The organism is Martinezella multihospitum (assembly GCF_900094585.1).
In the GTDB taxonomy this organism is placed as follows: Bacteria; Pseudomonadota; Alphaproteobacteria; order Rhizobiales; family Rhizobiaceae; genus Rhizobium; species Rhizobium multihospitium.
Genome location: NZ_FMAG01000003.1, coordinates 864048 through 878676, shown reverse-complemented (window position 1 = coordinate 878676; position 14629 = coordinate 864048). Strand labels below are relative to the sequence as shown.

The 14629-nt window shown below is 60.0% G+C and carries 14 protein-coding genes; 7 read left to right on the top strand and 7 right to left on the bottom strand.

Going from position 1 to position 14629, the window contains the following annotated elements:
* Positions 1-82: 82 nt before the first annotated feature.
* From GA0061103_RS15840 to GA0061103_RS15830, 3 genes are all read left to right on the top strand, one after another.
* Positions 83-1564 carry a mannitol dehydrogenase family protein gene (locus GA0061103_RS15840; protein WP_092712609.1) on the top strand — a complete coding sequence of 494 codons (1482 nt, stop codon included), beginning with the start codon at positions 83-85 and terminating at the stop codon, positions 1562-1564.
* Positions 1565-1663: 99 nt separating this feature from the next.
* Positions 1664-2338 carry an HAD family hydrolase gene (locus GA0061103_RS15835; protein WP_092712607.1) on the top strand — a complete coding sequence of 225 codons (675 nt, stop codon included), beginning with the start codon at positions 1664-1666 and terminating at the stop codon, positions 2336-2338.
* A gap of 20 nt (positions 2339-2358) precedes the next feature.
* The gene (locus GA0061103_RS15830; protein ID WP_092712605.1) at positions 2359-3942 is read left to right on the top strand and encodes an FGGY-family carbohydrate kinase; all 1584 of its coding nucleotides are present in this window, start codon (positions 2359-2361) and stop codon (positions 3940-3942) included.
* A gap of 5 nt (positions 3943-3947) precedes the next feature.
* Here the strand turns inward: GA0061103_RS15830 and GA0061103_RS15825 are convergent, their stop codons facing one another.
* Positions 3948-4799, bottom strand: coding sequence for a MurR/RpiR family transcriptional regulator (locus tag GA0061103_RS15825; RefSeq protein WP_092712844.1), 852 nt, complete (start codon positions 4797-4799; stop codon positions 3948-3950).
* A 253-nt stretch (positions 4800-5052) separates the two neighbouring features.
* Between GA0061103_RS15825 and GA0061103_RS15820 the strand changes: the two genes are divergently transcribed.
* Positions 5053-5769 carry a sulfate transporter family protein gene (locus GA0061103_RS15820; protein ID WP_092712603.1) on the top strand — a complete coding sequence of 239 codons (717 nt, stop codon included), beginning with the start codon at positions 5053-5055 and terminating at the stop codon, positions 5767-5769.
* A gap of 2 nt (positions 5770-5771) precedes the next feature.
* Here GA0061103_RS15820 and nth read toward each other — a convergent pair whose 3' ends face one another.
* On the bottom strand, positions 5772-6575 hold the full coding sequence (nth, locus tag GA0061103_RS15815) for an endonuclease III (RefSeq protein WP_092712601.1): 804 nt from the start codon (positions 6573-6575) through the stop codon (positions 5772-5774).
* Here nth and GA0061103_RS15810 point away from each other — a divergent pair.
* On the top strand, positions 6574-7077 hold the full coding sequence (locus GA0061103_RS15810; RefSeq protein WP_092712600.1) for a DUF2244 domain-containing protein: 504 nt from the start codon (positions 6574-6576) through the stop codon (positions 7075-7077). The two genes, nth and GA0061103_RS15810, sit on opposite strands and share 2 nt — an antisense overlap.
* 111 nt (positions 7078-7188) lie before the next feature.
* On the top strand, positions 7189-8061 hold the full coding sequence (locus tag GA0061103_RS15805; RefSeq protein WP_092712598.1) for a methylated-DNA--[protein]-cysteine S-methyltransferase: 873 nt from the start codon (positions 7189-7191) through the stop codon (positions 8059-8061).
* Positions 8062-8324: 263 nt separating this feature from the next.
* Here GA0061103_RS15805 and GA0061103_RS15800 read toward each other — a convergent pair whose 3' ends face one another.
* Positions 8325-9314, bottom strand: a complete 990-nt coding sequence (locus GA0061103_RS15800; RefSeq protein ID WP_092712596.1) for a sugar-binding transcriptional regulator — start codon at positions 9312-9314, stop codon at positions 8325-8327.
* Between the two features lie 502 nt (positions 9315-9816).
* Between GA0061103_RS15800 and tal the strand changes: the two genes are divergently transcribed.
* Positions 9817-10782 (top strand): transaldolase, encoded by a 966-nt coding sequence (gene tal, locus GA0061103_RS15795; protein ID WP_092712595.1) that lies wholly within the window; start codon positions 9817-9819, stop codon positions 10780-10782.
* Positions 10783-11116: 334 nt separating this feature from the next.
* Here tal and GA0061103_RS15790 read toward each other — a convergent pair whose 3' ends face one another.
* From GA0061103_RS15790 to GA0061103_RS15775, 4 genes are all read right to left on the bottom strand, one after another.
* On the bottom strand, positions 11117-12274 hold the full coding sequence (locus tag GA0061103_RS15790; protein WP_092712594.1) for a CaiB/BaiF CoA transferase family protein: 1158 nt from the start codon (positions 12272-12274) through the stop codon (positions 11117-11119).
* Position 12275: 1 nt separating this feature from the next.
* Complete coding sequence (locus GA0061103_RS15785; protein WP_092712593.1) at positions 12276-12821, bottom strand: MaoC family dehydratase; 546 nt, start codon at positions 12819-12821, stop codon at positions 12276-12278.
* A 30-nt stretch (positions 12822-12851) separates the two neighbouring features.
* Positions 12852-13688 (bottom strand): amidohydrolase family protein, encoded by an 837-nt coding sequence (locus tag GA0061103_RS15780; RefSeq protein ID WP_092712592.1) that lies wholly within the window; start codon positions 13686-13688, stop codon positions 12852-12854.
* Positions 13689-13753: 65 nt separating this feature from the next.
* Positions 13754-14545 carry an IclR family transcriptional regulator gene (locus GA0061103_RS15775; RefSeq protein WP_092712842.1) on the bottom strand — a complete coding sequence of 264 codons (792 nt, stop codon included), beginning with the start codon at positions 14543-14545 and terminating at the stop codon, positions 13754-13756.
* Positions 14546-14629 lie beyond the last annotated feature (84 nt).

Here is a 14629-nt window from a genome sequence, read left to right as displayed (position 1 = left end):
TCTTCGCGGACCGGCAAGCATACCAGCCGGTGCGGCTTTCCCGAGCCGTCCGAAGCCAGAGACCTTCAAAAGGACCAGAGACATGACGTGCAAATTATCGCTCGCAACTCTCCAGGAGGCGGCTGCAAAGGCGGCCATTCCTGCTTATGACCGGAAGTCGCTTTCGGCGGGCATCGTGCATTTCGGTGTCGGCAATTTCCATCGTGCCCATCAGGCCATCTATCTCGATGACCTTTTCAATACCGGCGAGGCCCATGACTGGGCGATCATCGGTGCCGGCGTATTGCCGTCGGATGCGGCCATGCGCGAGAAGCTGGCTGCCCAGGACTTCCTGACCACCGTCGTCGAGCAGGATAATAATCGCACGGCTGCGCGCGTCACCGCGCCCATGATCGACATCCTGCCGGTCGGCGATGCCAAGGCCATCATCGCCAAGCTCGCCGACCCGACGATCCGCATCGTTTCGATGACGATCACCGAGGGCGGCTACTTCATCGACGCCTCTGGCAAGTTCAATCCCGCTCATCCCGCGATATCAGCTGACGGGCAGCACCCGGATGCGCCGAAGACGGTGTTCGGCCTGATCGTCGCCGGCCTCAAGGCACGACGCGCTGCCGGCCTGCAACCCTTCACCGTCATGTCCTGCGACAACATTCCGCACAATGGCGGTGTGACCAAAGCTGCTGTCGTCGGCACGGCGCGGCTTTCCGATCCGGCCTTTGCCGACTGGATCGCCGCCAATGTCGCCTTCCCGAACGGCATGGTCGACCGCATCACGCCGGCAACGGGTGCACGCGAAATCGACCTCCTGAAGGACGTTTTCGACATCGAGGACAACTGGCCCGTCTATTGCGAAGAGTTCAAGCAATGGGTGCTGGAGGACAATTTCCCGGCGGGCCGTCCGCCGCTTGAAAAGGTCGGCGTCACCTTCGTGCCCGACGTCACCCCTTACGAGCACATGAAGATTCGCATCCTCAATGGCGGCCATGCGGCGATCGCCTATCCGGCGGCGCTGATGGACATCCATTTCGTGCATGAAGCCATGGAAGAGCCGCTGATCCGCGCCTTCCTCGCCAAGCTCGAAAACGACGAGATCATCCCCGTCATCCCGCCAGTACCGAATACGGTGCTTGCGGATTACTTCAAGCTGATCGAGCACCGCTTCGCCAATCCGAAGATTGCCGACACCATTCCGCGTCTCGCTCAGGACGGCTCGAATCGCCAGCCGAAGTTCATCCTGCCGTCGACGGCCGATCGCCTCCGTCGCGGCGAGGATATCGTCGGCCTCGCGCTCGTCTCGGCGCTCTGGTGCCGCTACTTCGCCGGCAAGACCGATAGCGGCAAGGAGATCGTCTTCAACGATGCCAGCGCCGACCGGCTGCATGAAGCCGCCCTCAAGGCAAAGGACGATCCGAATGCCTTCCTGGTCTTCGACGACATCTTCGGCGATGTCGCCAAGTCCGATCTCTTCCGCAAGCGCTTCGCGCATGCACTGAAAACGCTGTGGGAAAAGGGTACCCGCGTCACCCTGCAGCTATACTTGGACAACAAACTCGCGGAATAATTTTCGAACGGCCGGACCTCTCCTGTTCCGGCCGTTTTCCATTGGCGCGCCGGCATTTCCGGCGGGCAGGACAGCAACAGAATTCGGGTTGGATCTGTGATGACGGGTGCGGGAACAGGGCTCGTAATCTTCGATTGCGATGGTGTGCTTGTGGACAGCGAGCCGCTGTCGGTCGGCGTGCTCATTCAGGCGATGCACGATGTCGGCGTCGAGATGAGCGAGGAGGATGTCTATAGCCGCTTCCTCGGCAAAAGCCTGGCGACGCTCGTCGATACCATGCAGACGGAATTCGATGTCTTCATCGATCAGGCATTTCTCGATCGTATCCGCAACGATCTCTACGAGCGCTTCAAGCATGAACTGAAGCCGATCGACGGCATTGCCGCGACGCTGGATGCGCTTCAGCTGCCGCGCTGCGTCGCCTCATCGAGCCAGCTGGAACGCATCCGTCTCTCGCTCAGCGTCACCGGCCTTCTGGAGAAACTGGAGCCGAATATTTTCAGCGCCACCATGGTCAAGCGCGGCAAGCCGGCACCGGATCTTTTCCTCTATGCGGCTGAAAAAATGGGAGTGCCGCCGAAGGATTGCATCGTCGTCGAAGACAGTCCGGCAGGAATCACGGCAGCGCGTGCGGCCGGTATGACGGTCTTTGCGTTTACCGGCGGTTCGCACGCCCATTCGCCAAGTTACCGGGCAGAGCTGGAGCAGCTTTCGCCGGAAGTCGTGTTTGACGCGATGCCGGAATTGATACAACTTGTCCGCAACATGAGATAAGTGGTCGGGACCTCTTTTGCATGCGTGATCACGTGGTTGCGGTCGATATCGGCACAGGCAGCGCGCGCGCCGGTGTCTTCACGGCGAGCGGCTCACTGCTGGGAAAAGCCGAGCATCCGATCCTGATGAATCGCCCGCGCGAGAACCACGCCGAGCATGATTCCGAAGACATCTGGGCTGCCGTCTGTACTGCCGTTCGCATGGCCGTGAAGGCCTCCGGCGTCGATGCATCCGTCATCGGTGCGATCGGCTTTGATGCCACCTGTTCGCTTGTCGTGCGCGATCGCGATGGCGGACAACTCACCGTTTCCACCGGCGGGGAGAAGAGGTTCGACACCATCGTCTGGCTCGATCATCGCGCGCTTGCCGAGGCCGATTACTGCACGGCGACCAAGCATGCGGTTCTCGAATATTCCGGCGAGTTCATGTCGCCGGAAATGGAAATGCCGAAGCTGATGTGGCTGAAGGAGAACCTTCCGGAAAGCTGGGCCGAGGCCGGCTACTTTTTCGACCTTGCCGATTTCATGACCTGGAAGGCGACCGGCTCGCTTGCGCGGTCGCGCTCGACGCTTGTGGCGAAATGGAATTATCTGGCGCACCGCCAACCGGGCTGGCAGGCCGATTTTCTCAACGTGATCGGCCTTGGCGATTTGCGGGAGCGCGGCGGCTTGCCCGAGGAGAGCGTCGCGGTCGGCAGGAGCATCGGCACGCTGACGGCGGAGGCGGCGGAGGCCTTGGGCTTGGATCGCAGCTGCCATGTCGGCGCGGGCATGATCGACGCCTATGCGGGCGCGCTCGGCGCGCTTGCAGCCCATGCTGGCGATGCCGCCACGTTGGAGCATCAATTGGCGCTGATTGCCGGAACATCGAGCTGCGTGGTTTCCTTTGCGCGCGAGCGCAAACGCAGCACGGGCATGTGGGGACCGTATTACGAGGCGGTCTTCCCGGGGATGTGGCTTGCCGAGGCCGGGCAGTCGGCGACGGGCGCATTGCTCGACCATATTGTCAGCATGCATGCAGCCGGCGGGCCGCCGACGGCGGCATTGCATGACCGTATCGTCCGGCGGATTGCGGAGCTCAGGCTTGCGGAGGGTGATTCCCTTGGCGGGCGTATCCATGTGCTGCCCGATTTTCACGGCAATCGGTCGCCGCTCGCCGATCCGCATGCATTGGGCGTCATCAGCGGCATGACGCTGGACGCCTCTTTCGACGGCCTCTGCCGGCTATACTGGCGCACCAGCGTCGGCATTGCGCTCGGCATTCGCCATATCCTAGAGCGGATGCGGGATTACGGCTACGTGCCCGACACGCTGCATGTCGCCGGCGGCCACGTGAAGAACTCGGTGCTGATGGAACTCTACTCCGACGTGACCGGCTGCAAGGTCGTGATCCCGAAGATGAATGAGGCGGTACTGCTCGGCACGGCAATTGCCGCCTCGGTCTCCTGCGGTCTCCATGAAAGCCTGGGTGCGGCCGGTGCCGCAATGTACCCTGGCGGTCACGAGCGGCTGCCGAATGCCGAAAAGAAAGAACTCTACGATCGCGATTACCGGCGCTTCCTCGCCATGTACCGCCACCGCGCGGAACTGGACGCCATGGAATAGGCGGCTTACCGAAGCGGCGCCTGGGCGAATATACCTTGAAGTTCTTCTATGCGGCGGGTCCTCATTTCCGCCGTTTCACCCGCGGCGTGAGCAACTGAAATCGCCAGATATTCGAGCAGCGCCATTATGGCTGAAAGGTTTTCGCGGCTATTGGCCCGTTGCGGCGGCAGCGACAGCGTGATGTTTGCGAATTCATGCGCCCATTCTGTGAATTGACCGGTTACCAGCAATACCTTGCAGCCCGCGCGACGAGCCGAGCGCGCCAGAAGGCGCGACGTGACGAAGCCGGGGGAGTCGATGACAACGAGCAGACCATCCTCGGATGGCTCGCCGAACAGCTCGATATAGCTGCCATTGGCGCCGTCGAGGAAAAGGACCTGATCACGGGCAAAGGTCAGGCGGTCGCGGAAATAGCGGCCGATCCCCGCGAGACTGGGGTGGGATGTGATGAAGACATTGCCGGAGGACAGAATCGTCGCAACCGCGTCGTGCCATTGCGGCTGGCCGGCGAGGTTGTAGATATGCTGCAGCATCTCGACCTGTTCGGCAATCTGCGTTGCAAGCGGACGGCCTTCGCTTGCGTCCTTCTGAAGCTGTTCGAGGATATTAGGCAATTGCGACGTGAGGCTGGGCGCGTTTTCCTTGAGGTGCACCTTTATCCCATCGAGACCGTGATAGCCGAGCGACCGCAGAAATCGTCCTACCGTCATCGGGCTCAGTTCCAGCCTGTCGGCAACGGAGGAAGCCGTCTCGAACGGTAGTTCATTTAGATGCTCGGAGAAATACTTAGCAATTCTTCGTTCGGCCGGAGTGCCGATCTTTATATATTGTCTAAGTTTCTGACTAAGGTCTTCCAAGTTTTGCGCCTCTTTGGTGGTCTTTTCGATGTTCTGTCGCGCCAATTTCTATGTCAATTGGCCATTCAATTTCGATCGGGTCGCCGATCTTGTTGCGGTTGTTGTTCTTAATGTGGCGTACAGAATATATTAGTGCAAACTGTATTACAATAATTCAAATTTTTAATTGACACATTCATATATTTGCACGGGATATTGATATCGATGCAACTGCGTCTTAAGTGTCCGGTTACCACCAAAAGAGGTAGACCGAATGATTGGCCTTGCTGCCCGCCGCTCCTTCGAAAATCTCTTTGCGCCGGAGACGCGCAAGGTTTTCTGGAAGGTCCTGGGCCTCACATTGCTGGCGCTTCTCGTGCTCTGGTTCGTCCTGCGCGGCGCCTTCAATTCCTTGGTATTGCCTTGGCTGCAGGGCTTCATGCCGTCCACCTCGGATTGGACGGGTTGGCTTACGCTCTTCCTTGCCATCTTCGCCGGCATCGCATTGGCATTGGCGATGGCGCTGCTGATTTCGCCGGTCACGGCCCTGATCGCCGGGCTCTTTCTCGATGATGTCGCTGAAGTTGTAGAAAAACGCGACTATCCGGGCGATGCGCCCGGAACGGCGATGCCGATCGTCGCTGCGATGAAGAGCTCCGTGCGGTTTCTCGGCGTCGTCATCGTCGGCAATATCGTGGCGCTGTTCCTGCTGTTCATCCCGGGCGTCAATCTGATCGCCTTTTTTCTGGTGAACGGTTATCTGCTCGGACGGGAATTCTTCGAATTCGCCGCCATGCGCTTCCGATCGCCGGACGAGGCGCGGCAATTCCGCGTCAAGCACGCCTTCACGGTCTTTCTTGCTGGCCTGGTCATCGCGGCCTTTCTGGCAATCCCGCTTCTCAATCTGCTGACGCCGCTCTTTGCCGCCGGCATGATGGTGCATCTGCACAAGCTGATCTCGCACCAGGAAGCGAACCCGCGCCTTCGATAGGTTCAGCCTGCCGCTTCAGCCCCGATGATCTGCGCCGGAAGTTCGACCAGGGGAGCGGGGATGTCCCAGGTCTTTTCCGGCGAGCGACAGAGATCCGCGATCACGCAGCGTTCGCATTCGGGCTTGCGCGCCTTGCAGCAGTAGCGCCCGTGCAGGATCAGCCAGTGATGCGCATGGTAGAGATATTGGTCGGGGATGATCTGCATCAACCGCTGCTCGACCTCGTCCGGCGTCTTGCCGGGAGCGAGCAGCAGCCGGTTGGCGATGCGGAAGATGTGCGTGTCGACCGCCATCGTCGCCTGGCCGAAAGCCATGGAGAGCACGACATTGGCAGTCTTTCGGCCGACACCTGGCAGGGTTATCAGCTCCTCGCGCGTCCGCGGCACCTCGCCGCCGAAATCGGTAATCAGCTTTTCCGATAGTGCGACGACGTTCTTCGCCTTGTTGCGGTAAAGGCCGATCGTCTTGATATAGTCGCGGATGCGCTCCTCGCCGAGATCGAGCATTTTCTGAGGAGTGTCGGCAATCGCGAAGAGGGCGCGTGTCGCCTTGTTGACGCCGGCATCGGTCGCTTGCGCTGAAAGTGCCACCGCAACGACGAGCGTGAAGGGATTGACGTGTTCCAGCTCACCCTTCGGTTCCGGCCGCTGGATCGAGAAGCGGCGGAAGATCTCTTCCAGGTCCGCCCTGGAATAGAGGCTTTTGGCCGCCGGCTTGCGGCCTGCGGTCGCATTTGACTTTTTCGCGGTTTGGGCGATGGATTTGATCTTTGGATTTGCCATAAACGACCTATACTCAAGTCCCATGACGGAACGCAACGCCGATACGGCTACAGACGGCAACAGGCCGGTTTTTGCCGCCGAATTGTTTCCCCATCGCTCGCTGCCGCGAAAGGGGTTCAAGATCATGCTGGCCTTGGCTGGCACCTTCTGCCTCTTTTACAGCATCTTCTTCATCACGCGGGGAGCCTGGCCGATCGGCTTCTTCTTCGGCGCCGATTTCTTCCTGCTCTATGGCGCCTTCTGGCTGAACTACCGGTCGGGCCGTGTGCGGGAAGAGGTGACGGTGTCGCGCACCAATGTTTCCATCCGCAAGTTCTCGCCGACGGGCCGTATGGTGGAGCACGAATTCAATCCGTTCTGGACGCGCTTCCTCGTTCGCCGCCATCGCGAAATCGGGGTCGTATCGATGCATGTGCGTGACAGAAGCCACGACACCGATGTCGGCTCCTTCCTCAATCCTGAAGATCGCGAGAGTTTTGCCAAGGCCTTCAAGCGGGCGCTGGCAACCGTCACGCAACGAATATGAACGGCGGATCGGGACACGCCAGATCACATTTTCGCAGAGAGGCCACTTGCGCAAGAAACGGGTGGTTTTAGCCCTCTTGCCGTGGTTTTCTCCTTTCCAAGGAGAAAGATCATGAATGCGATTGCACAGCTGAAGAAAGACATTACCCCGGAAGGTCAGGACTACGAGACCGTGCGGGAGGTCATCGAGCTCATCACCGAGGAATATCGCGACCAGCCGTCGCTGGAAATGCTTGCCGATCGGCTCGGCCAGTCGCCGACTCAATTGCAGAAGACGTTTACGCGCTGGGCTGGATTATCACCCAAGGCCTTCCTGCAGGCCGTCACGCTCGATCATGCCAAGCGGCTCCTCCGCAGGGAGGATCTGCCACTGCTCGAAACCTCCTTCGAGGTCGGCCTTTCCGGCCCGAGCCGGCTGCACGATCTCTTCGTCACGCATGAGGCTATGTCGCCAGGCGAATGGAAGGCGAGGGGCAGCGGCCTGGTGATGCGCTATGCGTTCCACATCTCGCCCTTCGGCCTCGCCTTGATCATGGTCACGGATCGCGGCCTTGCCGGTCTCGCCTTCAGCGATGTCGGCAATGAGAAGGCCTGTCTTGCCGACATGACCTGCCGCTGGCCGAATGCAGAGTTTATCGAAGACCCGAATGCAACGGCACCTTACGCAGCGCGCATCTTCGAGCGCTCGAACTGGTCGAGCGACCAGCCGCTGCGCGTCGTGCTGATCGGCTCGGATTTCCAGCTTCGCGTCTGGGAAAGCTTGTTGAAGATACCGATGGGCCGCGCCGTCACCTATTCCGACATCGCGAGGGATATCGGCCAGCCGACGGCGATGCGTGCCGTCGGCGCAGCTGTCGGCCGCAACCCGATCTCCTTCGTCGTGCCTTGTCATCGCGCGCTTGGCAAGAATGGACAGCTCACGGGCTATCATTGGGGGCTGACGCGCAAGAGGGCGATGCTCGGGTGGGAATCGGGGGATGCTTGAGGGTTCGCATCGAAAGTTCAGTGATTGCTGAGGCTCTGATACCCCCCTCTGTCACTTTCGTGACATCTCCCCCACAAGGGGGGAGATCGTTGGGAGTTTTGGGCTCGCCCTGATGAATTGCCTAGCTGTTGCAGGTTCAGCAGACTCGATGTTTGCTTTGAAGTAAGAGGCTGTCTCGCATTACCAATCTCCCCCCTTGTGGGGGAGATGTCACGAAGTGACAGAGGGGGGTATGCACCCTCCGCATCCTCAGATGTAGTTGCTCAAGCCGCCTTCGCCATCGCCATCTGCAGCAGCGCCTTGGCGGCACTTTCGTCGGTAATCAAGGTATTGCAGCCGATGCGCTTGATGGTGGCGCTGATCGCCTGGGCGCGGTGCGCGCCGCCGGAGGAGATCACGATGTGCTTGGCCTTTTTCAGCGTATCGAGATCGACGGACATGACACGCTTGTTGATCGGGTGATCGACGGAATTGCCGTCGGCGTCGAGGAAGTTGAACATGGTGTCGCAGACGCAGCCCATGTCGATCAGCTCTTCCAGCTCGCGCTTCGAGATGAAACCCTCCGACAGCGATGTCGAGTGCGGGCCGATGTCGCCGCAGCTGACGATGGCGAGATCAAGGTTTTCCGCCAGCCGGTAGATGGTCTCGAGGCCGCATTTTTCGATGAGATTGCGCTTGGTCTCGACGGAATCGACCAGCAGCGGCGCCAGGAACATGTAGCATTCTGCGCCGAGTTGGCTGGCCAGGCGCCAGGTATAATCGATCGGGTTGGTCTGGTGGACGGCGACGATGCCGCCGAGCAGGGAGACCACCTTGCAATTGTCACGGCGGGGAGGGCGGAAGCTTGCGAGCGAAGCCGTCATCGTCCGGCCCCAGCCGACGCCGATCGTGTAATTGTCGGGGATGGCTTCCGTGAGGAACTGGCCGAGCGCCAGGCCGACGCTCTTTGCCTGTGCGTTCACATTGCCGCCGGCCGGCTCGGGAACGACGATGGCTTCATCGAGCCCATAGGTGCGCTCGAGCTTGATGGCCAGCTCCACGCAGTCATCGATGCCTTCGGTGATCCAGATCTGCACTTCGGCGCGGCGCATGGCCTCATCAAGCAGGCGGATGACGGTGGTGCGGCTGATGCCGAGCTGCTCGGCGACGTCCTTCTGCGTCAGGCCCTGATTGTAATAGAGCCATGCGGCGCGAAGCCTCAGGGAGGAGGTTTCCGAATAGGCGGTATGGGTTCCGCGTCTCAGTTTGGCCACAGGTCCTCCGGCAAGATTGTCGCATGCGCCTTTTAGGATCATGATCACCCCGGAAAGCGAAAATGGGGCAACGGCGGATGACAGGAGCAGGCGAGATCGGCTCTTCTGCTGCCGATATTCTATGACATGAAACTTATGTCAATCGAATTGCACAAATGTCCTTGACTTTTCCGTGCGAGATTGCTGATAGTCAGCGCTGAGGAATTCGGTCTTGTCCAGTCGAGGAGGACAATGTGCGAGTGCTGCTGCGAGCAAGTGCCAGACCGGACGGGGAGCCATATAGGGCGCCCGGTGCCGGTGGAAAGCTTGTTTTCGCAAGGTTGTCTCCTCATCGCTCGGCCGTTCACCGGAAATGGAACTTTCGCTGTTTTTATCCCGTTACCGAAACATAGGAGAAGGAAGGCTGCATCCCTGACGCCTCCACGTCCCGTCCGACGAAAGACCGGATCTGCCGCCCGATATCTCCCATCCAAATGGGCCTCATTCAACAAGGATACCTGTTATGACTTCCAAGCTTGATCAACTCCGCGCCATGACGACGGTCGTGGCCGATACCGGCGATATCGAGGCAGTCGCTCGCCTGAAGCCGGTGGATTGCACCACCAACCCGACCATCGTCTTGAAGGCACTCGGCACGCCGATGTTCGCCGATGCGATCAAGGAAGCTGTTGCCTGGGGCAAGAAGCAGGGCGGCGCCTCGGAAGCCGTCGTGCATGCCGTTGCCGACCGCCTGGCCATTTCCGTCGGTGCAGCGCTTTCCGGCCTCGTTCCCGGCCGTGTCTCGACCGAAGTCGACGCCGACCTCTCCTTCAACACCGAAGCCTCGCTCGCCAAGGCCCGCGCCATCATCGCTTCCTACAAGGAGCGCGGCATCGAGCGCGACCGCATCCTGATCAAGCTCGCTTCCACCTGGGAAGGCATCCGTGCAGCCGAAGTGCTGCAGAAGGAAGGCATCGACTGCAACCTGACTCTGCTCTTCAGCAAGGCCCAGGCGATCGCCTGCGCCGACGCCAAGGCCTTCCTGATCTCGCCCTTCGTCGGCCGCATCCTCGACTGGTACAAGAAGTCGACCGGCAAGGACTACACGGCTGAGGAAGATCCGGGCGTTATCTCCGTTCGCGACATCTACCACTACTACAAGGCCAATGACATCAAGACGATCGTCATGGGCGCCTCCTTCCGCAACACCGGCGAAATCGAAGCGCTGGCTGGTTGCGACCGCCTGACGATCAGCCCGAACCTGCTCGATGAACTCGCTGCCGATCAGGGCAAGCTGGAGCGCAAGCTCTCGCCGGAGCCCAAGGGCTCGGTCGAAAAGATCGCCGTCGACGAAAAGACCTTCCGCTGGATGATGAACGAAGACGCGATGGCAACCGAGAAGCTCTCCGAAGGCATCCGCGCCTTCGCCAAGGACCTCGGCACGCTGCGCGCCATGGTCAGCAAGGAGCTGCAGCTCGCTGCTGCTTGAGGCGGTTTGGGTTCTCTCGTCTGAGAGAAGCATTACAGTTGCGAGGGGTGCCGCAGCGATGCGGTGCCCTTTTTATGTTTTAAACCGGGAGAACGAATCTACCGCGCCCACGATACCCCCCTCTGTCACTGTCGTGACATCTCCCCCACAAGGAGGGAGATTGGTAACCCGAGACGCCGCCGTCGCAAAATAGCTTGCCTCGTATCCGCTGACCGTTCGTGCGTCATTGGGAGGGCTGGTGATGCGCCCCAATGATCTCCCCCCTTGTGGGGGAGATGTCACGACAGTGACAGAGGGGGGTATCACGGGTGTAGCAAATGCGAGGCGCGATGAGTTACCGAAGAAACTCCGCCCTGACCTTCTCAGATTGCCCACCGATCGTCGGCGCCGCCAAGTCATTCTTGGCTCTAAGACCATTTACCCGGATCGGGCTTGCCGTCGTGCGCACGGACGTTCCGTCGTCGCGGCTCACCGTCTGCAACATATCGAGCTTACGGAAAGCAGCGCTTTGCAGCAATTTCGGCCAGTCGAGCACTTCCGCCGCCCAGATATCGGCGGGTTCCAACATGGCGAGCCATTCTCGAGCGGTCTTTTCCTGCAGGCGGCTCGCGATCATGGTTTTGATCTCGTCGCGGCGCTGGAAGGCATCATCCGGCGTGTAGTCTGCAAGCGCGGGCAGATCGAGCAGCGGCGCGAGTTTTTCCAGCGGCATCATCGCCAGTGCCAGCCAGCCGTCGGCGCAGTGATAGACGCCGTAGGGGGCGGCGAGATAGGCATGGGCATTGCGCACGGCGGATTTTTTCGGCAGGCGGCCGCCATCGTTCAGATGCGTGGTCAGCACTTCGAACTGAAAATCGACAAGTGCCTCCAGAAGGCTCGTCTCCACATGCACGCCGCGGCCGGTGACGCCGCGGCGTACCAGTCCGGCGAGGATCGCCTGGACCAGAAGGTTGCCGGCCAGCATGTCGGCAACCGCAAGTCCGAACGGCACTGGGCCGTCATCCGCTTCGCCGTTCAGCCACATGACGCCGGAGCGGGCCTGGGCCAGCAGATCCTGTCCGGGGAGGTGGCGCCATTCATTGTCGGGGCCATAGCCGGTGATGCTGCCATAGACGATGCGGGGATTGATTGATGTAACCGTGGCGTAATCGAGGCCCAGCCTTTCGATGACGCCGGGGCGGAAATTCTGGATGATGACGTCGGCCTTGGCGATCAGCGCGCGCAGTTCCTGCAGATCGCCGTCATCCTTCATATTGACGGCAAAGCTCTCCTTGCCGCGGTTGATGGCGTGGAAGAGCGTGGAATCGCCGCCGATCTCGGTGTCGCTGAGATAGAGCCGGCGGCAAAGATCGCCGCCATCGGGCCGCTCGATCTTGATGATCCGCGCGCCGAGATCGCCGAGCCTGAGGGCCGCCATCGGTCCGGCAAGGAACTGGCTCATATCAAGCACGAGAATGCCGGAGAGCAGACCCTCTTCGTTATTCGTATTCATGTCAGACTTTCAGCGGCGGCGCGTCCGTCGGCCGGCCATTCTTGTAGCGCACCGTCTGGATATGCTCGCAATAGAGCACCAGCTCACCTTCGCCCTTGAAGACTTCATAGGAGGAACGGATCAGGCCGAGTTCGGCATATTTCGGCTGCTTATCGAGATTGGTGCGGATGGTGTAGATGCTGTCGCCGATGAAGGTGGGCTTGATGAAGCGCAGCTTGTCGTAGCCATAGGAAAAGGCGTTGACGCAATTGGTGGCGACGAGCCCGAGGCCGGCGGAAAAGACGAAGGCGCCGGCAACTAGCCGCTTGCCGAACAGACCTTCGGTTTCAGCGAAGATCTGGTCGCTGACATAAGGGTGCATGTCGAGCACCAGCGCATTGAACTGCTGCGACTCGCCTTCTGAGATCGTGCGGCGCAGCGAGCGGATCTTGTGGCCGACTTCGAAATCCTCATAGAACCAGTTTTCCGAATTCCAGACGGGGATTTCGGCGTGATCGGCCGGCATGGTCTTCGGATGGGTGCTGGATACGCCGACGGTGGCGGTCATGGCATTATCTTTCAGTAAAATACGCCGGCCTCAGAGAGACCAGAGGCGCTTGGCATTAAGGTGGTAAAGGCTGTTGCGTTCGTCGGCGCTTACGCCTTGCATCAGTGCATGGGTGGCGGCGACCCAGGTGGAGAGATTGCCGCCGAGCGTGCAGACCGGCCAGTCGCTGCCCCAGATGACGCGGTTCCAGCCGAAGCTTGCAATGCAATGTTCGACGAAGGGCCGCAGCGTTTCCGGCGACCAGCTGTCGGGATCGGTATAGGCGACGACGCCGGAGATCTTGACGATCACGTTCGGGCGTTTGGCTATGTCTGATATTCCGGCAGACCAGACTTCGCTGAGCTGCTTTTTGACAGCGGGCACGCCACAATGGTCGAGGATAAACTGGACGTTCGGATTGAGATCGGCGAGCGCGATCGCCTTGGAAATCTGATGCGGGAGCACGCAGAGATCGAAAGTCAGTCTCGTATTGCTGAGTCTCTTCAGGTTCTCGCGGAAGAGGGCGCTCTCGGAGACATCGTCGGGCACGACATGCAGCACACGGCGGAAGCCTTTGACGAAGGGATCGGCAAGTACGCGTTCGAGATAGGCGGGAAAATCCGGGCTCTCCGGGCGGCAGGCGGCGATGGCGCCGCGCAGCAGGCTGCCGGGCTCGCGGCTCAAGCCTTTGACGTAGTCGGTTTCCCGTTCAATATCATCCTCGGCGACGTCGACCTCCATGTGAAGCGTATCGGTGATCCCAAGCCGCTTGGCCTCGCGGGCATAGTCTTCGTAAAGACTGTCGCGATTGAGCGCGCCGGCACTGGCTAGCCAGGGATAGGCGAGACGTTTCCGGTCGACGATATGCAGATGGCTGTCGAAAAGCATGGTGTTCCTCCCATACCTGCTTGCTCAACATATACTCACAGAAGAATAGTTTATTCAAATAAAAATTATAACTCGGCCTTCTCGACCGTACCGGCCACGGTTTCGGAGATTTGCTTCGCTGCTTCCCGCACATATTCGACCACCTGCTCGCGCGTGGGCGCCTTCGGGTTGACGGGCTCGATATAGGGGCAGGTGAGGGCGGCAAGTGCGTTGCCGTCCATGGCCAGCACAGGCGCGGAAATATTGTGTACGCCGCTCGTCTGCAGGCTGCTCATGGTCTCGAAGCCCTTTTCGCGGATTGCCGAGAGCTTTTCCTCGAGATCGGCCGGCGGTTCCTCCGCATCCTGCTCCTGGCGCCGCTGCTCGTTGATCATCATCTGGCGCTGCTTTGCATCCTTGAATGCCAGAAGAATATGGCCGGAGCCGGTATTATAGAGATTGATCTGCGCGCCGACGCGGATCGAGATGCCCCAATAGGTCGGCGAATCCTGCTGGGCGATGACGACGACGGAGCCGCGATCGTAGATCGCCAGATGACAGGCCTGCTCGGCGCGATTGGAGAATTCGCGCATCAGCGGCGTGGCGAAGGAAACGAGGCGGCGTACCGGCGCATGATAATGCGCAAGGCCGAAGAGCTTCAGCGTCAGATAGAAGCGATCGCCATCCTGCCGCTGCACATAGCCGCGCCGCACGAGGCGATCGAGCATGCGGTAGAATTCGTTCGGGCTCTTGTTGAGCGCCTTGGCGATTTCGGCTTGCGTCAATCCACCATCGATCGTCGCCAGCAGCTCTAGTATGTCGAGCCCCTTGTCCAGCGCCGGAGCGCGGTAGCGATCACTGTCGTCTTCTATGCTCATCAATACGTCCCCCATGCGAAGAAACATGAATCATCATTCATATATGAATGAAGGCATTTTACAAGCGCACGATCGCGGCTTGAC